Origin of the sequence: Proteiniphilum sp. X52, assembly GCF_003712195.1 — a bacterium.
Taxonomy (GTDB): domain Bacteria; phylum Bacteroidota; class Bacteroidia; order Bacteroidales; family Dysgonomonadaceae; genus Proteiniphilum.
Genome location: NZ_RDSD01000010.1, coordinates 117907 through 139613 on the forward strand (window position 1 = coordinate 117907; position 21707 = coordinate 139613).

Genomic DNA, 21707 nt, shown 5'->3' on the forward strand with positions numbered 1-21707 from the left:
TTTTGGACAGGAAATTCCCACAAACAGAAGGATATGCTATTATTGCGCAGTGGATGCGGTCCAAAGGCAATACGCCGTTTGGTTTTCAGGAGAGAACCTGGGAGCGCTACGCCAATGGTTACAGTGGAATGGTCATCGCGCCCACAGGGTTTGGAAAAACATTTTCAGTCTTCCTGGCCGTGCTGATCGACTTTATGAACCACCCCGACCAGTATAAAAGCGGGTTAAAGCTCCTATGGATTACCCCGCTACGCTCACTGGCCAAGGATCTGGGAAGAGCCATGCAGGAAGCCATAGAAGAAATAGGGCTCGACTGGACGGTGGGCGTACGCAACGGTGACACAGAGGTGAAAGTGAAACAACGCCAGAACAAGGCGATGCCGGATGTGCTGCTGGTGACGCCCGAAAGCCTGCACTTGCTGTTGGCCCAAAAAGGGAGGCAGAGTTTTTTCAAAAGCATGCGATGTGTTGCCGTGGATGAGTGGCACGAGCTTTTGAGCACAAAACGTGGAGTGATGGTGGAATTGGCGTTGGCTTATTTGAAAAGCCAACATAACAAACTGCGTGTCTGGGGTATCACGGCTACTATCGGCAATCTTGACGAAGCCATGGATGTTCTGTTGCCTACCGGAAAAAAGAAAACAAAAGTCATTGCCAAAGAGAAAAAACAGATCGATATTTTGCCGGTATATCCTGACGAGGTGGAACTATTGCCCTGGGCCGGTCATCTCGGTGGTAGACTGGCGGACAAGGTTGTTCCGATCATTTTGGAAAGCAAATCCACCCTCATTTTTACCAACACCCGCAATCAGAGTGAGATGTGGTATCAACTTCTGTTGGATGCCTATCCCGATTTTGCAGGAAAGCTGGCCTTGCACCACAGCTCGATCGACGGGAACATCCGGCAGTGGATAGAAGAGGCGTTGAGTGAAGGCAGGTTGAAAGCTGTGGTGTCGACTTCGTCATTGGATTTGGGCGTGGATTTCAAGCCGGTAGATACCGTCATCCAGATCGGGTCGAGCAAAGGTGTGGCGAGATTTATGCAACGTGCCGGCAGAAGCGGACATTCACCCTATGAAGTGTCCAAAATCTATTTTGTCCCGACACATTCTCTGGAACTTATCGAAGTGTCGGCACTGAAAGAAGCGGTCAAAACGCAAACCATTGAACGGCGGGAACCCATGGTGCTGACCTTTGACGTGCTGGTCCAGTTTTTAGTAACCATCGCATTAGGTGGAGGATTCAAGGCTGACGAACTGCTTGCCGTTATCAAAAGTACGTTTGCGTTTTCTGAAATCACCGAAGAAGAATGGCGGTGGTGTATCGTCTTCATCACACAGGGTGGCAGTGTGGGTAAGAATTATGAGGAATTCCACAAAGTGGTCAGACAGGAAGACGGATTATTTGTGGTTCAAAAACGGCGTATAGCGATGTTGCACCGCATGAATATCGGCGTGATCGTGAGTGATGCCATGTTGCGGGTGAAATTCATCTCAGGCGGTTACCTGGGCATGGTGGAAGAGTATTTTATTTCCAAGTTGAAAAAAGGTGATAAATTCATTCTGGCCGGGAGAACAGTGGAGTTGGCACACATCAAAGAAATGACCGTCTATGTCAGGAATGCCTCGGGCAGAGCCATCGCGCCAAGCTGGCTCGGTGGACGGTTGTCATTGACTTCCAATCTATCCTATTTTCTACGGCAGAAGTTGGCTTTGTCGGCACATCCGCAGGCGAAGGAAAAAGAGCTTAATTTTCTGCATCCTTTACTGGCAAGGCAGAGCGAGCATTCGCATATCCCCGCTGCGGATGAGTTTTTAGTGGAGTTCATCAAGACCCGGGAAGGATATCATCTGTTTATGTATCCTTTTGAGGGCCGGTTGGTGCATGAGGTGATGTCAGCGGTTATCGCGCACCGTATCAGCCGATTGTATCCGATCAGCTTTTCAATAGCGATGAATGACTATGGGTTTGAACTGTTTTCCGATTCGGAAATCAAGCTTTCTGAACGGGAACTTCAGCAAGTCCTCAGCAGGGAAAACCTTATGCGGGATGTCGTTGACAGTATCAATGCCACGGAAATGGCCAGGCGGAAATTCCGGGATATTGCCGTAATTTCGGGAATGGTTATTCGGAACGTGTGTGGAAAGCAGCGTAACAATAAATCATTGCAGTCCTCCTCGGGACTTATATTTCAGGTGTTGGAGGAATATGAGCCCCGCAGTCTTTTACTACGACAAGCTTATGCCGAAGTGTTTAATCTGCAGCTGGAAGAAGAACGGTTGATCGCTGCGTTCAACCGCATCAACCAAAGCAAGGTCATCTGCCGGTTTTCGACGGCATTTACCCCGTTGAGCTTTCCGATAAAGGTGGACAGCCTGCGCCAAACCCTCTCGAGCGAAGACCTGACAGCACGTATCGCGAAGTTGCAGGAAAGAACATTAAAGCAATCTAAAAAGCGTGTATGAAACTCTCGGAACATCCCCTGTCATTTGGCGGCCACGAACTACTCCTGACCAATCAACGGGCGATCTATTGGCCCCGGGAGGATGTGCTGATACTCTCCGATCTGCATCTGGGAAAAGCGGCTCATTTTCGTAAACACGGCATAGCATTGCCCACCACCGTAAGTGAGCAAGACCTGTTCCGTTTACAACAACTGTTGGTTCATTACCACCCAGGACAAGTGATCATTGTGGGAGACCTGATTCATGCCGGCGCAAATAAGGAGGTGGAATCTTTCAGAAACCTGGCTTTGCAGTTTCCCGAGACCTGTTTTTCGCTCATCAAGGGCAATCACGACAAGTATGCTGCCAGCAAGTTGAATGAATTGGGCATTAGCCATTATTACGACACGCTGCAATTGCAAAATATTCACTTCTCCCATTACCCTGTCCAACATGAGATCCCGACCATCAGCGGGCATATCCACCCTGGGGTGAGTGTCCGTATGCCCCATGGGAAGTACCTGAGATTTCCCTGCTTTGCCCTTACAGGCAATCTGCTTATCCTGCCTGCCTTCAGCCTGTTTACCGGTTTGGATACGCGTTCGCTGTCAGAAAAAACGGCTTATTATGCGATTCACGAAGAGGGAATTTTCACTGTCTGAATCAGACACGATAATGGGTACTTTAATATTGAAATACTTTCAACTAACGAGAATATACCCGTGAGACGAATAAAAGCCCGTGGGTGTGTAGGCCGCATACGCATCATATTGCGTCTGCTGAGTGTTTTGCGTTTTTTGATGATATCCGGGCGTAAATGGAAGGCAATACCGGATTAAATTCCATAAATTTGTGTTTTTATATATTATACATACTATGACAACAAGAAGGGAATTTATCAAAAATGTCGCGATCGGTACTGCCGCTGTGTCAGTAGGTGGTGTATTACCTGGGTTTAGTGCAAGGAGTTATCACAACATTGTGGGCGCCAATGAGAAAATAAGGATGGGCGCCATCGGGGTGAATTCGCGGGGGAATGCGCTGGCCGGCGGATTTGCGAAGGAGAAAGGTTGTGAAATCGCTTATGTATGCGATGTCGACAAACGCGCCATGGAGAAATGTATAGCCAACGTGGCGAAAATTGCGGGTGACACGCCCACCGGGGAGAAGGACATCAGAAAACTGTTGGAGAAAAAAGATCTGGATGCTGTGATCATTGCTACACCCGAACATTGGCATGCGCCGGGTGCACTTATGGCCATGAAAGCCGGGAAACATGTATACCTGGAAAAACCAACCAGCCACAATCCCGCTGAGGATGAAATATTGATGCAGGCGGTGAGGAAATACAATGTCGTTGCCGCAACAGGTATGCAGCGCAGATCATGGCCTAACGTGATCAATGCGATACGGGAAATAAAAGATGGTGCCATCGGCAAGGTTTATTTCGGTAAAGCCTGGTATGCAAATAACAGGCCTTCTATCGGTACGGGTAAGGTTACCTCAGTACCTGATTGGCTCGATTGGGAGTTATGGCAGGGACCCGCGCCGAGAGTCTCTGACTACAAAGACAATTATCTCCATTACCACTGGCATTGGTTTTATAATTGGGGAACCGGAGAAGCGGGAAACAACGGCGTGCACTTTCTTGATATCCTCAGATGGGGGATGGGCCTGACTTATCCCACGCATGTGAATTCTTCCGGAGGAAGATACGTGTATAATGACGACTGGCAGTTCCCGGATACCCAGGTAGTGAATCTCGAGTATGGAAATGACAAGTTGATCACATGGGAAGGCCGTAGTTGCAATGGCCGCGACATTGAAGGTTCTTCGGTGGGTTGCGCGTTCTACGGAGAGACTGGCACGCTGGTTATTGGAGGTGGAAATGCCTATAAGATATATGACCTGAAAAATAAACTGGTGAAAGAGGTCACCAGTGAAATGTCTTTTAAAGCCGGGGACATCAAGAATCCAACAGAACAGCTTGATTCATTCCATTTCTCCAATTTTTTGGATGGTATCAGCAAAGGTACCGCATTAAATGCCGATATCAATGTGGGATGTATCAGCACCACTCTGGCCCATTTGGGTAATATCTCCCAGCGAACAAAAACCACTTTCAGGACAAATCCTGTGAACGGACATATCATCAATAACCCCACAGCCAATAAGCTCTGGAGCAGGGAGTATCAAAAAGGCTGGGAGATGAAATTATAAACCGTTTTTGAAAGCTCTGTTTTTGTCCCGTTGGGATGGATAACTGAATATTATGGTCGAATGCGGGAATTTTCCAATCTGCCATTAATAGTCATAATTGCCTGTAAGATAATACTCTCTGCTTCCTCGGTGACGGGACTTGATACTATTTCATACCCCCCTTCCCGATAGGCCTCTTTTGTGCCGATATAAAATGGGCCATAGTCTCCATAAGCAGCCATTGCCACGAATTTATCAGGAGCCATGGCTTTTGCCGCCAATTGATATTCCACAAACAATTCCCCAGGCATAAAGAAAATTTGTGCTTCATTTACAGTAAGACAACCAATGTCAATGGTTTTTCCTTCCAGTGTGCGTTTATACCATCCCAGTCTTCCCATATTGTTCGCCAGGTAAGGCCCCTCATTTGTTGTCATGTTTTTCTCAATTTCGGCCGTGGAGGGATTTGCCGGCAAAAGGATGGCTTCCGTGGTCCATTTGACATTTTTTGCGGAAACAGGATATTTTCTTGTGTCACGCCAGGCACGTTCCATTCCGTCGGCCATTTTTTTTGCCAATAGGAGCCGATTTTCACGACTGCCGTCATTATATTTACCGGCAGCGATATTGCCTCCCGCACCGTTAAAATGGACATGTAAGGCATCCGGAACGGCTAACTGGCGTAAAAACCGCGCGATTCCGGGAAAATCGGGATTCGCAACTCCTGTACGGTAATAACTTTGCGGATGGGTGGCATAGAAGCTCAAAACGGCGAGCGGATTATCTTTATTCCAGAAACTGATTAAAGAGACATCAGGATCAATAAGACCTTCGGGTTTATCTCTCAGTGAGGGATCCTTGCATGAAGACCCCCGCATTGTTCTGATTTTACCATCCACCCTATCCACTCTCCGGTTTGAGGCGACCTCATAAATCGGGGCTTTACCCAGCCCTATCTCGGTGACGGGTTGCAACTCCTTATTGGCGTTGATAATTGCCTCTTGGATATTTTTTATGACTATCCTTGCAAAGGAGCCGTCAAAACATCCCACAGGAAGATTATTTTCTTTTAATAATCTTTCTGCCGTAAAATCACATATGGGCGCGTCATGTTGGTGAACGGTATGCACTGCCACCCGCTCCGGAGTAGTTCCGGCCGCGACGGCCAAAGATTGTTTAAAAACATCCTGTGATTCGTTGGAAATCCCTATCCAGTCAATAGCACACAATACTATTGGCTTTCCCGCTCCGGTTAATACAATTCCTTTGGCACGCAAGCCCAAGTCGGATGAATTTATCATGCGATCGTAGGTCAATTGGCTGCCGATAGGTGGAGTGGCATCCACATCAAATATACCGATCTTTAGCTCTCCGGATGATTTTTCCGGTTCCATATCGACATGAAGGGAGGAGTTTTCGAATGGTTGGATAATATTTGCAGTAGTTGCCGCGGCCACACCTGTGATGATGGTTGTTAAAAACGATCTTCGCGACACATCTTTTTTCATCTCGCTTTCTATTTTGTATGAGTACATTCCGGAATAATTTACCGGCGGTTTATCAAGGGGTTTCGTTTTCTCGGCAAGTCTATCCCTTAGAACCCTGTCAGATAACTATCAGCCAAAGCGTATGGGATTTTATTTTATTTGAGCTTTGCAACGTTGTTATGGATCTTGTCCACGGCGTTGATGATGTCGTCCATGTCGGATTTCGATCCGAGCATAAGTCCGCCGTGCCAAATCCAGAGGGCTGAGTTGAAAGTTTGAATCAATGCCGGACAGTGATTTTTCTGTTTGTATTTTTCAAAATTCAAATCGTCTGTGGTGTAGAACTTTTTATAAATGTCGGATTTGAACACCTCCTGAAGCATCGGCTGGGCGTAGAGAGGATCGTTGGGATAACCGGTCCCTACGGGGATTCCTTCGGCGTTGAGCGCTTCAATGAACCGTTTACGCGGAAGGCCGTCGAGTTTGTCCTGATTGTAAACCATGGCATAAATATAATAGGATGCCGCAGTCGCCCCCTTGTGCAATTTCACCGGAGTGATACCGGGATAAGCGGAGAGCTTTTCATTCAGGTATGCCCCGTTTTCGTTCCTTATTTTGTGTTGCTCTTCGAGTTTTTCCATCTGGCATAATCCTATAACCGCCTGATACTCGGCCATGCGAATCTTGTTGGCGAGGATGAGTGCCGTGATGGAGCTGATTTGCCCGGACACGGAACCTGACGCGTAACCGAAATTGTGGTACGAATAAAGTCGGTCGTAATATTCGGTGTCGTCAGTCAGGATTCCGCCTCCTTCGCCAATGGGGAGGTTTTTCGATGCCTGAAAGCTGAAGCAACCGGCATTGCCGAAAGTTCCGACCTTTTTGCCTCCGATTTCCGCCAGGTGAGCCTGGCAAGCGTCTTCCACGACGAACAAATTGTGTTCCCTGGCGATTTTCATAATGGCCGGCATGTCGGACGGATAGCCGCAAATGTGAACCGGCAGGATGCCCTTGGTGCGCGGCGTGATCTTCTTCTTGATTTGCTCGGGATCTATTTGAAAGGTGGCCGGATCAATATCCGCAAAAACCGGCATGGCCCCTTTGTAAAGGATGCCGAAGATTGACGCGCTGAAGGTGTAAGGGGAGCAAATTACCTCGTCGCCAGGCCCGATGTTCGACTGCATCCATGCGGCGCTCAAGGCGTTGGTGCCGTTCACCGTAGAGAGGCAATGCTTCGAACCGTGCATTTCCGCCCATTTTTTTTCAAATTCGGCCACTTTATGGCTGCGCGACCATACCCGGTTGGCCATCACTTCGTTCATTTTGGGATTGAATTTTTCGGCATCCCATTGGGGCCAGTTTTGCCATTTCTTGTTGCCTCGAACAGGAGAACCCCCGAGAACGGCAAGCTTGTCTGCTGTATCCCGTGAATTTCCAAAAACAGGCGTAAAACCTGAAATTCCCGCCCCTGTGGCAGCGACTGCGACTGTGCTGGCTGATATGGTCGATAAGAACGACCTTCTTGTGACTTTTTTTGATTTCATTGTTTTTCCTATTGATTTGTTTTAGTGTGATACTCTCACCGACTCCATGACAATACGATAAGTGATAAATGAATTCTGATTGTTTTATTGCAATTCTATTTTGATCAGGTCTTCTATCTCTTTTCCGTTATGCATAAAACGAGCTAACGTGTATACGTTTCCGGCGTCGTCCAAAGCGATAGAATTCACATAGGTGGGATAGGTTCCGTCTTCGTAGAATACTGGACCCAGGTCCCGGTATTCTTTTTTCGAAATATCGTAAGTCACGAGGTGGAGATGCTCCAACCCTTTTGCCGCTCCCATATTTATTCTATCAACTCCGGTGACTCTTTTCCCGTTCTCATATATAGGGGCTCCGGTCAGATAGTGGATTATCCCGTTTTTATCGATTGTAAATCCAAGGTATCCATAGCTGAATTGGTCGAACATGCCGCTTCTTTTTGAAGGTTCGGAAGTGATTCTGTCGATTATTTCGATCTTCTTTTCTTTCGGATCAAAAGTAAACAGGTAGCCGGAATTGCCATGGACTCCATACGCTTTGTTTTCCGGTTCATGCCAATATATCTTTCTCCAGTTATAGCCCATACTTCCCGCATCTTTGGGATCATACGAGCCGAAATAATCAATCCGTAAATCCACACCTTCGAGTTTCTCGGGGACAGACAAAGAGGGATTGTAAAAATAGATATCACCGTCTGCGGTAGAATAATAGACATTTCCATCACGGGGGTCCACAAACATTGAACGGCATATTACCCTGAAATTATCGGTACCCAATTGTGTTTCCCCGGCTTTAGTCACCGGTCCCAGATTGCGGAGGGTACCGGTTTTTATGTCATGGTGGACGAGCAATCCTTTCGGCCAGGTCAATCCGTATAACTGATCGCGTTCCGGATCCATCACCATGGTGATAATGCCTTCTCCTTCAGGAGCGATGGACAGGCTTTTCAGTTCTTTCGTGTTTAAATCATAATAAACGAAATGTCCCCCGGGATATAATTGGTAACCCTCCGGGGCCACAGTCGGCACGTTTTCCGCTCCGTCGATCATTTGATAGTATCCCAGGTGAGTGGCAAAATACAATTTCTTGTCTTTCTCATAGAATTCCACATGGCTTTTGCCTTGAGCAATGTATTTTTGTTGTTTCTCACCGAGTGCTTCTGACAAATCGGCAATGAACTCTGTCTTGTCAGACTGAGGATCATAGCTGTATAATTGTCCTCCCAGATCGTGCCTCGTGGATGATAATACATAATAAATTTTGCCGTCGCTTGCCTTGGATATGGCGTTATAGGTGTCATGGGCGTCGTCAAATCCCGAAAAATACCTTTTTGCGACCAGAGAATGCTGGTTGACAGATTTACCCTCACTCTTATTATCAGTAGTGTTGGTTTGGCTGTTGTTACATCCGGCAAAAAAAGAAATTATTAGAAGAGAGATGGGAATAATTTTGTTCATTTTGTTCATTTTTTATTGATATTATACAGTTTTAATTATTTTCTCACAAAGGATAATTCTAAATTTTTCACAATATCATTGATTCTGTTCACCGTTGCCTCTGTAATTTTTCCCGAAGCGTTCCGCGTCATCAAATTGGTGTATTTTTTATCGATCATGATATCTTTTCCCGAGTACTCCGGCATATTCAGTTTACGTTCACTTGCTTCCTGTGTTTCAAAATATGTCTTTTCCATATAAGTAAGATCCCGGATTGTCATCGTACATCTCCCCTCGTCATACCTCATTCGTAAACTATAGGTCATATACATTCCAAATACTTGAAAGAAATTGGAGTCGATCTCGAGATAATCGATTATTTTACAAACAGTGGAATCTTTGTTATTGATAAGAAATGCCCCGGCATAGGGATCTAATTTGTTATTCAAATAATGAGTTGATCTTCTCATGAACTCTTTCTTATCTAGGTCGTACTCAAAATTAACAGAAAAAACAACTTTTCCGTCCACGACAGGAATTGAATCTTTCGCGAATTGAACAGACTGTGCATATCCCATCGAAGGGAAGAAAAATATGAACAACAGACAAAGCTTGGAGGTAAAACCTCTTTCTGACAAGATGATAGTATTACGTATACACATTTGAGTTAAGGGATTAATAATCGTTTAAACGCTTCAATAATAATGGATTCTATCTGTTTATCCCATTTTGCAGGTAAACCATACACACGCTGTGAGGTATCGCCCTCATATCCTCCCTCTTCAATCACCTTGGCGGAAGGAATATATGAAACGATATCATTGGCATATCCCATTATAAAAGCTTCTTGTCCATACAGCTCTTTCAATTGAATGGCATAAGAAACCAGCACTTCCCCTCCCATTATAAACAGAGATTGTTTTCCTATTTTCCAATATTGTATGGGATAAGGATAAGTTTTTATGAATGTCCCTTTCTCTTTATATTCATCGATCATCCCTTTTGCCCACCGCGCCTGATAGTCCTTTCCTTCTGATATCTCCTGCAGTTGTTGTATCGATAATGGAGCATCGAATGGAAGGTCAATCTCAGTGTATTTGTTCATCAGTACACTTTCCTGGATATCCATCTTTTCAGATAGCACAGCCTCCACGGATGCCGCCAGTTGTTTTCCGTATTGTATCGCGAGGGGAAGGGTTCGTCTGGGCAGAGGATTTTGATCCGCGCCTGCTCCCTGAAAGAACATGGCTGTCGTACCCGGATATGATTTCTCCAGTTCTATTTGGGCAAACCCTGGATAATCACCTGAAAATTCATTGATGGACAAAGTGGTGGGATGGCATGCATAGCCAAAAATAACAGCAATTAAGCTTTTATCCAATCCTTCTACTTTAATTACAGGTACGGCGTAGTCGTTAGGGCCATTCAGACTGGTGATGGGCGTTAATTGGTTTTCTTTATTGTTCCGCCGATTCACCTGAAAACGAGCCGTCCCGTTTTTTGCGTAAATTCTTGCCGGTCTCACATTATTCATCGATTCCCCCACTAACTGAAAAATCATCTTTTCCAATTGGTCGGTATATTGATCGACTTTCTTCCAATCCCCGGCCTCCATCGGATAGATGTATTTCAGCGCTCTGGCTATTACAGGCCCTGAATGGGTATGAGAACAGCTTAATGCGATTTGTGACTTGTTCAGCCCATATTGCCGTTCGATTTTCTCCCTCAATGCATCTGAAAAATCCTTGGGGATACCCAATAAATCCATCGTTACCAATACCGAGCGGTTTCCATTCGCATCTTCCATCGTAAGAGCCTTTGCCCACAAATCATGTATTTTGCCCTCAGATGGAGAAGTCCTGTTTGCATAACCGGCCATCCATACCGGAAAGGAAGGGGTGATATTTTTGCGGGCAACTCCTACTTTCCATATATCATGGTCTCCGGAAGCCTGTCCGAAAGAGAAAAAGACCCCTTCAAGAAATAAAATGATGAAAAAAAACCGTTTATAAATTTTCATTTTGATTGTGGTGCCTCTTATTTTTTTAATTTCCTGACAATCTTATCAGCGTTACTGTGTATCTTTTCAATGGCGTTTGCTATATTGTCCATCGATGATTTATTTCCCAGGAATAAATTCTGGGTTAGCCATATTGCTTCTTCATTGCATATCCGGTCATTTATCGGACATTGATTCTTGTCGATAAAATCGGCGTAATCCAACTCTTTTTTGTCATACACTTTCTGATATAATTTTGACTCGAAAGCTGCTTTGATAAATGGTTGGGTATGCAATGGCACGTAACCGGAGGAGCAGGGAATCCCTTCTGCCCTTAATGAGTCCAGGAACTGGCCCCGGGTCAGTCCCTTGAACTGGTCTTTGTTGTACAATAGCGGGTATAAATGATAGACGGCTTTTGTCGTTTCAGGATACAACGTGGCAGGGGAGATACCGGATAAGCCTTTTATTTTTTCCGATAAATATCGCGCGTTCTCCCATCTGGTCTCCGTCTCTTTTTCCAGGTTTGTCAGCTGAACCAATCCGATAGCAGCTTGATATTCCGTAAATCTTATTTTCGTTCCCACTCTTACTCCTCCTCCGCTTACACTGCCGACCTGGGTTCCATGGGGGAGGCCTAGGTTATGGTAAGAGAAGCACTGGTCCATAAACGTTTCATTATCGCTGGTAATCGCGCCTCCCTCGCCAATCGGCATATTTTTCGAGGTTTGAAAACTGAAACATCCCGCGTCACCGATTGAGCCGACCCTTTTCCCGTTCACTTCCGCGAGGTGTGCCTGGCAGGCATCTTCAATGACTATCAGGTTATGTTTTTTGGCAATCGCCATTATCCGGGTCATATCCGCCGGAATTCCCAGGATATGCACCGGAATGATGGCTTTGGTGCGGGAAGTGATTTTTGCCTCAATCTTTGAAGGGTCTATCTGGAAGGTTTTGGGATCTATATCCACGAAAACCGGTAATGCCCCATTCATTAAGATTGCCTGTATGGTGGCGATAAATGTGTAGGGGGGCACAATCACCTCATCGCCCGGCCCTATGTTGAATTGGGCTACGGAGGCAATCAACGCGTTGGTCCCGTTCACCACGGAGAGGCATCTTTTTGTCCCGATCAGTTGAGCCCATTTTTGTTCAAACTCGGCAGTGACTTTAGCCCTCGACCATACTCCGCTGCGCAATACTTTCAGTACTTTCTCATCATAAGCCGATTTCCATACCGGCCAGTCAGGCCATAGGTCATGATGTGATTTGGTGCCACCCAATATGGCGGGGAGTTTGTCATCCCCATTTGATTGTCCCCACGCATATAGATTGTTAAATCGGGATACAGCCAGTAAACTGGCTCCTCCGATAGTTCCCGTTATAAATTTTCGTCTGTCCATATGTCCAAAAGAATTTTTATTTTATCGTTTTATATTTATAGAGAGTGTAGCTGTTTTTATCCTTCAAAGAAAACGGGATTTGTCCGTCGGCGTCAATGATTGCCGTAAAATGGTCCCCTTCTCCCAGAATTGATTCCAACTCGACTTCAGATCCAGGTTCTATCCATGTTTTCATTAAGTATTCCCGCCTATCATTCGATTCCCTGAATATGAGAAAATATCCTGAATTTTCCTGAATACTTTGGAATCCCGTCCATGACCTCCCGGTGGGTTCTTCGCCGACCGGTAAAATTAATCCGTTATGGATGTCATTTTGAAATATCCTGTATTTTTCTATCGTTTCTCCTATTGAAAATGCTTCTTCCGGCAAATTATGGGCCTCCATCCATGCCAATGGCTGTGACATCATAGTTATGGCGAAAAGATAATCAAAATCATATAATTCCGGAGCAAATGTATCATTTTTATAAATATCTTGATTTCTCCATTTATTTAAAAATTCAATTTGCAGGTTTTGCGCCGGAACATATTTGGACAATTTCCACAAATTCCTTAAGCTCCAATAGGGATAATAACTCCCGAAATCAGAATACCTGTTCTCCAGGAAAATATTACCGTGCTCGCTCTTATATAAATAACCAAAACGTTTGTCCGCGGTTACGTCGAGATTGATCACGGCATCATCATTTAGTTCCTTCTGTACTTTCTTCAATAAACTATCGACCCTCAATTCCGATAATTTGTCATGGATCCTCAATCCATCGATTTTAAAAGTCCGTATACCATATTCCTTATTCAATCCGATTAAAACTTGAGCGTCTTTTTCCCAATTGGCATAATTATCCGTATAGCTCGGATTAAACCATAGACAGATCTCTATACCGTGTTCTTTCCCTTTTTCCATTATGGGTGTAAATCCGGAAGGAAAGTTGGTTTTATCAGGTATCCAATAATCATTCTTTTCCCAAATATTGTCAAAAGACCCTCCTTGTATGGAAGCTGGGCTTTTGCCTGTCTGCCATCCGTCATCTATTTGGAAATGTGAGATTCCCAATCGGGAACACAATTCCAATTCTTCCATGATATATTTTTCATTGATCCTGCCGTCACGCCCCCTGTCTCCCCAAGTATTCATCATGACCATATCGTCTCTTCTCTCTACTCTTTTGCGTAATTTGTCCTGATATGTTCTTAATGATTTTAAGGAAGAATACTCGTCCCGGGAAAAGACACCCGTGACAGCGGAATACCCCGGTGTCCATACGGCAGGGTCAATATCCAGGGAGTCTATACCGAATCCTATCATTCTTATCTCTCCGAAAGAAGCCAAATAATCGCCCGACAAATATTTTAACTGTGCATTGGGAGAGGGGGCCTCCTTCAGCAAAAAAAGACCTTCATCATTTTCCCGGTTTCTTGCAAAGAAAATATTCCCCCGGTACAATCTTTCATTGTATGCCTGATAATCATGCACCGTTATCAAATCATTTAAGTGATCGGTCATTTCATATAAATCCACCACCCTGTAAGTCCAATGTTTGCCCGGGAGAGAAAGCTTTTCCATGACAGGTATCCTGGGCCGGGCCTTTTTCGAAGCGACAAATCTCACATCTGACAATGATTCATGGATGAAACTTTGATCATGCCATTTCGCCTTACCGGCATTACCTTTGAAATAGAAATCAAAGCCAATGGCAGGGCAATCAGGGTATAAACGGATAATTCTTTTTACAAAAAGCTGATCCGCTTTATATGTGATTTCAACTTCGACATGGGCTTCTTTTGACAGCGTTTGCTCAACCAGATAGGTGCGGAAAGATTCCAAAACCGGTTTTCCCGTTATGCCGGGGAGGCTCATGTCAGGAGCGTCATCGGTTGTATTCCATTGGAAACCTGACTCTTTATTGGTAATGGACGTGGTTATCAGATGCCCGTTATTGAAGGTAAAGATCCTTTCTATTTTAGAGTTTTCCACTGTCAACACATCGTTTTTCAACTCTACGATACAATCGAGATAGCGAAAGTCTGTATTGTTACAATATGAGGCATGCGCAGATATTGTAATAAAAAGTATGCTGAAGAATAGGTTTTTATGTCTCATTGCGTTTTTCTGACTTTTTTGTCTTCGAACTTTCGGAAAAACAATAACCGCCTGATTGTCTTCATTAGGCATCAGGCAGTTATTTGAGAAAGAGAAAATATCAAAAACATCAAAATAAATTCTTCCATTATTCTTAAAATCGACAGATGTCTTATCAATAGCGGTTCTATCATCCACCGCGTCATGTTACTAAGCACATCGTGCAGACTAAGGTGCAAACTTATATAATTAGTGTTATCTCCCGTGGTAATTTGCGAAATGTTGTCCTCAAAAGACGTTGCCTCCGGGTTTCTCACCGGTTATTATGCCTAACCTCACCGTTGTTGCCTTTTGGGAGCTACATTCAATGACCACCAAAATGCGGGAAAGGGGAATGCGATAATAATTTTCGCGTATTGAGTATATGTTTGCGAAAATCGAAGAAAAAGTGTGATTTATTTCATCTCTTTTTGTAAAGCATACTAATGCTTTAGCCATGGGCTATCATGGCAACCAATAAAATTATACACGAATTCTCTTACTACTTTGGTTTTTCGTGTGTGCATATAATGGATCTGTAGAACAGCAATAAATGGAATGTTACCTTTTTAGGTGCAATTATTTTGTCATGAAAAAGTTCTTTTTGATTATCTTCATTTTACATTTTTCCGGCATTGTATTTGCCCAACCTGTGGACCTGAAATCCGATCCGGTGGCAAGCCGGTTCTCAGAACAGTTGGTTTATTTCCCCCATGAAAAGATATACGTCCAGACCGATAAGGCAGGTTACCTGTCGGGGGAACGGATCTGGCTGCGCGCCCATCTGGTTGACGCGATGAATAACCAACCGGTATTCATGAGCCGGTATATTTATGTGGAGCTGTTCAATCCCTTCGATGAACTGATCAAACGGGTTAAAATTCGTCCCGACAGCGTCGGCGTATACGCGGGGCATATCGATTTGGGAGAGGAGCTTGCCGAGGGGAACTATACCCTAAGAGCATACACCCGGTATATGCGAAACCGGGGCAACGAGGCGTTCTTCAGGAAAACGATCAACGTATTGGATCCTTACTCCCTGCAAATCGAACCCATACCGGATTTCGTTGTCAGCGAAAATAAAGTCGATGTGAGCTTCCGGTTTGTGGATCGCGGGAGCGGAGACACGATTATCCCGGAAATCGTCACCTTCAAACTCGCGGGCGACCCCGCAAGCACCATTCACCCGAATAATACAATGGATTTCAGGGGGACATTCACCCTTACAGGGAAAAGGGATAACAGGAATCTGTTGTTAAGCATCATCCATAAAGGAAGGAAATACAACCGGTATTATCCTATACCCCCCGTTGCCGGTAATTTTGATGTTTCGTTCCATCCCGAAGGGGGTTGGCTTGTGCCCGGACAAATTTGCCGGGTGGGATTCAAGGCCATCAACCCCTCGGGACTCGGTGAGGATATTTCAGGAGCCCTTTACAACTCGAAAGATGAAGAAATATTAACGTTCAATTCCCTTAAATTCGGGATGGGCTTCTTCAATTTTATTCCGGGAGAGGATGAAAAATACCATGCTGTCTGTAAAACAAGGGAGGGCGCTGTCAAGCGGATCGATTTGCCGTTAGCCGCCCCTCAGGCGAGGACTGTCAATGTGAAGCTTATCCGTAACCGTTTCCTGGTTCACATCCTGAAAGGGAATACCGCGCCGGACGATTCCCTCTCGTTGCTGATCCACCATAAGGGGATTGTCCTGTATCATGAACCCTGCCCGCCGCGGACCGACAGTTATACTTTCCCTACAGAATTTTTCCCGTCGGGTATTTCAAGCGTCTTGTTGCTCGACGGTAATCATGCAATCATTAGTGAACGGTTGATTTTCAATATCAGCGATGGCGATTTGGCGGGTTTGGAAGCCAAACTTTCCTCGCCCGTGTACAAACGTCGGCAACGTATCGCCCTTACTCTTCAACTGGCTGACACTGACACCGCTTCGTTTCATGACAATATTGCCGTTTCCGTGGTCGATAAAAAAGCGGTCATCCCGGATACGACAAACAACTTGGTTTCAACCCTTTTACTCTCTTCCGAACTGAAAGGCCATATTGAATCGCCGGCAAGCTATCTCACGGGCGACAGGGAAGACCAAATCGCGCTTGATGTGTTGATGATGACCCAGGGATGGAGAAGGTACGATATCCCCAACGTGTTGAAAGGAAAAATTGAGACTCCCGAAATCCTGCCCGAACAGTATCAGGAGATAAGCGGGAAAGCGGAAGCGAGGTTCCTGAGAAGTATGAACGAAGGGGAGATCAGCTTGTACGCGACATTGGACACCTTATCCAGCATTGAAACCACGACAGCCGATGATAAAGGGCGCTTCATGTTTCAAGTGGAATACCCCGACGGTACTGAGATCACAGTACAATCTTTAAGTAAAAGGGGAGGAGCGGGCAATTTCATTTCTCTCGACACCATTGCTTATCCTGATTATGCCTACGCCACGCTACCTGTCGGAAGGCTCTTAAAGGACAGGTCCGAAGGTAAGTTTGATATAGATTCGTACCTGAGGCAGGCCAATGAGGAATATTCACGGAAATATGGAGTCAGGACAATTATGCTCGAAGAAGTAACGGTCACGGGGCAAAGCATGAAACAATTTAAAAGATCGGCTTACTACTCCCCTGTCTTTTCATCAGAATTGATGACAGCGGGGGAAATCAAGAAAAGAAATTTCAGCGATATGCTCTCCCTGTTGCTTGCCACTCAGGGAATCGTCGTAAGAGGAGGAGAAAAAATAACCACAACCCGGTCCAATATGCCAGTGCTGTTAGTCATTGATGATGTGGTTTATACCAACTTTGATGTTTTATCCATGGATGTGAACGACATCGACAACCTGTTTGTCGTGAAAGAGAATACATCCATGTTCGGGTACTATCCCGATAGAAGCGGGGCGTTGGTGATCACCACTCAGGGTAGTAACTATCAAAGATCCAAATCTATAAACATCGACAGGATTAGACCGCTAGGCTACCAGCAGCCCGCAGAGTTTTATTGCCCGAAATACGAGACACCTGAACAAATAAACTCCCCCGCTCAGGATCTTCGTACGACCATTTACTGGCAACCGGATGTGCAATTTTCCCGGACGGGTGAAGCCATTGTTGAATTCTATTCGGCCGATACACCCACAACTTACCAGGTTGTGGGGGAAGGTGTGACCGGTTCCGGCAAAATGATTCATTTTACCAAAGAGATTGTCATAGAGAGCAGTGTCCAATAAAATATTATCAAATCAAATGTACCTGCCTTATGTCATTCACGAATTGACGGAGCGCATTTTCAATGAATAGTATCTCCGGCGGCATAGAAATCTGGGAAGATCCATACGTTGAACCGGAGAAGCCGCATGGGCCAAGGATATGGCGAGTATCATGTTTAATGCGTGAATGATTTTCATAATTCAATACTTATTTAAAAAGACAACCCAGATATTCATTGTAATTATCCAAGAAGAGTGGAAGTTAAGCCCACCCTACAAGTAAGACAAACAGATTTCAAATTAAAAAATATATACATATAAATATCAGAAGGAGAATTATTCCAATTATTTGTTTTGTGAAATAGCTTCTTTTTCTATACAATAAAAAAACGATTATACCGCTTAATACTAAAATCATAGCTATTGACCCTGAATCAAAAACCTTTTCAAGCGGATTTTCCACATAAAAATATAGATATAGAATCCCTATTATTATAAGAAGAGGAAATGTTATAAGAATTCTTTTGTCTTTCATATATATTTCAAAATGAGTTTTTTGCTTTTTTCTGATTTTTTTTTTGCATAAAGAGGCAGTGCTAGGGGAGGCTACACTTCGGCAGTCGAAATTGGGCGGATGAGGTGAGCGTCTCATTCTGTCATTCTTGTTTGACTTTGAGTACTTTCACGCAGAACGTCGTCTAATTGCCTGATATATTTCTCCTCGTCCGTTATTTCACCTTTCTGTTGTACTTTTTTTATCATTTCATTGCAAATCGTTGTGAGATTTTTCACATGTGTAACCGGATTTCTGGCAAAGAAAGTCCATAAAGAGAAATCTTCCACTATACATCGAAAAGTAACCGAACACCCATCGAATGATATAGGGGCAATACCTTTGCTCTTGTAATTTTTCATTACAAAAAAACAGGTTTCCCAAAGATGTCTCGCCAAATCCGATTTTACCTGGAATTCTATTCTTTCAATTGTATATTGTTCGAGAGCTGTTTGAATTCTTTTATTGTTTTGTTTACGGTTAAACATTCGTATCTCATCCAATTTCTCTTCCTGCATATTGTCAAAGTCATTTGGTCCGATAGATTGGGTCGGGAATACTTCTGAAAGTCTCTTGTTTATCATTTTATAATCAGTTACCCAAGCTATTTCCATGATATAACTATTCGTACTTACCGAATCTATTCTAAAACCACGTGGACCAAGAACGTTGTCAATGAAAAAAAATTCCACCATCTTATTATCATTAGGAAAAAGCTTTTTCTCCATTTCACTTTTTCCCATAGTGTTAGGTTTCCCGTAAGCAATCCAAGCTGGTTCGACAGTCAATTTAAACGACTCTGCCGGTCCTGTCGATTTAGGGCCAGGGAATGCCCCTTGTCCCATAGCAATAGATTTCAATAAAAACAGAAAACATGCACATATCCACGCCGCTATGTTCCTTTCCTTCATAATTGTGTATTGTTTTTTTTATTTAAATAGGATTCTTCTTGCCGAACTGGTGCAATTTCAAAGTGACTTGGCATTCATCAACTCCTCCAGCCGACGTACGTATTCATCTTCATTGATATCTTTCTTGTTTTCTTTGACGTCGTTGGCTATATCTTCACATAAATCTGTTAATTCCTTGAAAGCACCCAAAGGGTTTCTTGTGGAAAAGTTCCAGATCTCATCTCCGACGACACACCGGAAAACGGCCGTATATCCATCCTTGGATATATTCGGAATACCTGTATTTTTATGGTTTCCAATCAGAGAGACATACGTTTTATGTAATTGTATGGCTAAAGACCTACCTATTGGATGACTCTTCGTTTTTATGGTATAAACCTCGTTGGCACGCTTCGACCTCATGATGTACTGTTCGCGGTTATGCTGCAGAATAGCCGTTCGCTCTTCCTCCGTTTTATCCTTCAGGGCATCCCGGCTTGTCCGTTTTGTCGGAAAATCCGTCTGCATTCTGCTTTGGACTTCCTCCCAATCGCAAACCCATTTCATATTCATGACATATTCACCATTGCCGACACTATCAATTTCGAACCCGTACGCTCCAGCGAAACTTGGATCCATCAAGAACTCCACGAGTGCGTTCTTGTCAGCGAAAAATCTTTTCTGGAGCGAGGTCTTGTTTCTTGTGTTACACAATCCTTCCGCGACCAGATTCGGCTCTATTGTTTTTATGAACTCTATTCCTTCCGGATTTAATTGAGCTTGAACCGGAGAAGCCGCATGGGGCCAAGGATATGGCGAGTATCATGTTTAATGCGTGAATGATTTTCATAACTCAATACTTATTTAAATCCTAATAATCTGAATAAAACTGCCAATAAGGGGCAAGTTTGCAACCACATTCTAAATAAGCTTTTACTCTGTAATACTCAGGTAAAAACAGCTCTTCATCGATCAGGTTAAATTCTTTGAAAACTTTCAAAAAATCCAGTTTCGTTATCCAGGGAGTCATGACTGATGTCATTGGTTCCATGAAATCATAATGAATCCGGGACTTTGCATATTTTGATTGATCTCCTTTTGCCAACTCAATATCCACACATTTCATATAGAACTCTTTTTTGTTTATCATATTCCGAATGAAATCAGAATAATCTTTTCGTGCATCGAGAGGTTTATATTAATTTTTTCATTGTTTAGGGTAATTAAGCATATTCGTATGACAACGTTCGTAAATGTTTTATTGTTTTTTGTTTTTTGTAGGAGAAAGTGATACAAAAGGCGGTATTTTACAACCGCAATTTAAAAAAGCAAAAGCTCTCACACTGTCAGGCATTTCTCGTTTCTCATCAATGAGAATATATTCTTTGAAAACTTTCAAGAAGTCCAATTTTGTTATCTTTGGCGGTAAAAGTGATGTCCATGGATGCTTAAAAGAATAAAAAATTTCATCTTTTGCATACTCCGATTCATCACCTTTAACAAGTTCCATATCTATACACTTCAAATACATTTCCTTTTCAAGTTGAATATTCTGAAGAAAAACTTCATATTCTTTATATGCATCATCAGGTGTACAGTTGAGTCGTTCAATATAAAGATCCATTTCTTCCTTTGACATCCATTCTACATTCTCTAATTCTCCAGACTTAATCTCCGGCGTTATGTCTTGTTTTTTTTCAAAATAAGAGATACCTCTGATTAATTCGAAAGAATTATTTAAAAAAAGATCATTCTTTGGAAGAGCCTTTGCATTGTAGATATATTGAACGGTTTCATATTTTATTTTAAGATTATATGCTTTGAAAATATTGTCTAGTTTTACATCACAATCTGACTTCACTGTTGTTTGTGAATAAGCAAAAGTGAGGGACAGGATAATCAAACAAAACATGATAATTGCTTTTTTCATTGTTCACGGTGATAATTAAGCATATTCGTATGACAACACTTGCCATTATATTCTTCAAGTTGGGTAGGCTTAACGCCCACCCGACAATTAGCCTATTAGACAAACAGATTTCAAATTAAAAAATATATGCCTATAAAGATCAAAAAAAGAATAATGGTTACCATATGTCGAGTATATTTTTCTTTCAATATATAATTGATTATAATAACAAATAAAAGGAGAACTATATTAATTAATCCAAAATCGTACATTTTATCCAAAGGATTTTTTTTATAAATATAAAAATATATAAAAAAAGTAAATGCAAATAGTGGCCATGATATAATTAATCTTTTGTCTTTCATATATATTTCAAAATGAGTTTTTTGCATAAAGAGGCAGTGCTAGGGGAGGCTACACTTCGGCAGTCGAAATTGGGCGGATGAGGTGAGCGTCTCATTCTGTCATTCTTGTTTGACTTTGAGTACTTTCACGCAGAACGT

At 43.4% G+C, this 21707-nt stretch carries 15 protein-coding genes; 4 read left to right on the forward strand and 11 right to left on the reverse strand.

The window, feature by feature from the left end; genetic code table 11:
- The first annotated feature begins 2 nt into the window (after nt 1-2).
- The 3 genes from D7D25_RS09895 to D7D25_RS09905 all read left to right on the forward strand — a co-directional run bounded on the left by D7D25_RS09895 (nt 3) and on the right by D7D25_RS09905 (nt 4664).
- Nucleotides 3-2465, forward strand: a complete 2463-nt coding sequence (locus D7D25_RS09895) for a ligase-associated DNA damage response DEXH box helicase (RefSeq protein ID WP_221407993.1) — start codon at nt 3-5, stop codon at nt 2463-2465.
- Nucleotides 2462-3106 carry a ligase-associated DNA damage response endonuclease PdeM gene (gene pdeM, locus D7D25_RS09900; protein ID WP_122968792.1) on the forward strand — a complete coding sequence of 215 codons (645 nt, stop codon included), beginning with the start codon at nt 2462-2464 and terminating at the stop codon, nt 3104-3106. Before D7D25_RS09895 ends, pdeM begins: the two co-directional genes overlap by 4 nt.
- 214 nt (nt 3107-3320) lie before the next feature.
- Nucleotides 3321-4664 carry a Gfo/Idh/MocA family oxidoreductase gene (locus tag D7D25_RS09905; protein WP_122968793.1) on the forward strand — a complete coding sequence of 448 codons (1344 nt, stop codon included), beginning with the start codon at nt 3321-3323 and terminating at the stop codon, nt 4662-4664.
- Nucleotides 4665-4714: 50 nt separating this feature from the next.
- Here the strand turns inward: D7D25_RS09905 and D7D25_RS09910 are convergent, their stop codons facing one another.
- The 7 genes from D7D25_RS09910 to D7D25_RS09940 form a co-directional block, all read right to left on the reverse strand.
- Nucleotides 4715-6151, reverse strand: a complete 1437-nt coding sequence (locus D7D25_RS09910; protein ID WP_221407994.1) for a hypothetical protein — start codon at nt 6149-6151, stop codon at nt 4715-4717.
- Between the two features lie 134 nt (nt 6152-6285).
- A complete protein-coding gene (locus D7D25_RS09915) occupies nt 6286-7674 on the reverse strand; it encodes a DegT/DnrJ/EryC1/StrS aminotransferase family protein (protein WP_122968794.1) in 1389 nt (462 codons plus the stop codon).
- A gap of 84 nt (nt 7675-7758) precedes the next feature.
- Nucleotides 7759-9132, reverse strand: a complete 1374-nt coding sequence (locus D7D25_RS09920; RefSeq protein WP_221407995.1) for a hypothetical protein — start codon at nt 9130-9132, stop codon at nt 7759-7761.
- 35 nt (nt 9133-9167) lie between these two features.
- Complete coding sequence (locus D7D25_RS09925) at nt 9168-9581, reverse strand: hypothetical protein (RefSeq protein ID WP_148038903.1); 414 nt, start codon at nt 9579-9581, stop codon at nt 9168-9170.
- Nucleotides 9582-9778: 197 nt separating this feature from the next.
- Nucleotides 9779-11131: a neutral/alkaline non-lysosomal ceramidase N-terminal domain-containing protein gene (locus D7D25_RS09930; protein WP_122968796.1), complete on the reverse strand. Its 1353-nt coding sequence runs from the start codon at nt 11129-11131 to the stop codon at nt 9779-9781.
- Between the two features lie 17 nt (nt 11132-11148).
- On the reverse strand, nt 11149-12513 hold the full coding sequence (locus tag D7D25_RS09935; protein WP_122968797.1) for a DegT/DnrJ/EryC1/StrS aminotransferase family protein: 1365 nt from the start codon (nt 12511-12513) through the stop codon (nt 11149-11151).
- Nucleotides 12514-12529: 16 nt separating this feature from the next.
- Nucleotides 12530-14614, reverse strand: coding sequence for an alpha-galactosidase (locus D7D25_RS09940; RefSeq protein WP_158602591.1), 2085 nt, complete (start codon nt 14612-14614; stop codon nt 12530-12532).
- A 607-nt stretch (nt 14615-15221) separates the two neighbouring features.
- Here D7D25_RS09940 and D7D25_RS09945 point away from each other — a divergent pair.
- A complete protein-coding gene (locus D7D25_RS09945; RefSeq protein WP_122968799.1) occupies nt 15222-17873 on the forward strand; it encodes a hypothetical protein in 2652 nt (883 codons plus the stop codon).
- A gap of 627 nt (nt 17874-18500) precedes the next feature.
- On the opposite strand, the gene D7D25_RS09955 is transcribed toward D7D25_RS09945, so the two are convergent.
- From D7D25_RS09955 to D7D25_RS09970, 4 genes are all read right to left on the reverse strand, one after another.
- Entirely contained in the window at nt 18501-19316 is an 816-nt protein-coding gene (locus D7D25_RS09955) for a hypothetical protein (RefSeq protein WP_122968801.1), read from the reverse strand.
- Between the two features lie 57 nt (nt 19317-19373).
- Entirely contained in the window at nt 19374-19823 is a 450-nt protein-coding gene (locus D7D25_RS09960; RefSeq protein WP_148038904.1) for a hypothetical protein, read from the reverse strand.
- Between the two features lie 343 nt (nt 19824-20166).
- Nucleotides 20167-20421 (reverse strand): hypothetical protein, encoded by a 255-nt coding sequence (locus D7D25_RS09965; RefSeq protein ID WP_148038905.1) that lies wholly within the window; start codon nt 20419-20421, stop codon nt 20167-20169.
- A 132-nt stretch (nt 20422-20553) separates the two neighbouring features.
- Nucleotides 20554-21225, reverse strand: a complete 672-nt coding sequence (locus D7D25_RS09970; protein WP_122968804.1) for a hypothetical protein — start codon at nt 21223-21225, stop codon at nt 20554-20556.
- Nucleotides 21226-21707: the final 482 nt, after the last annotated feature.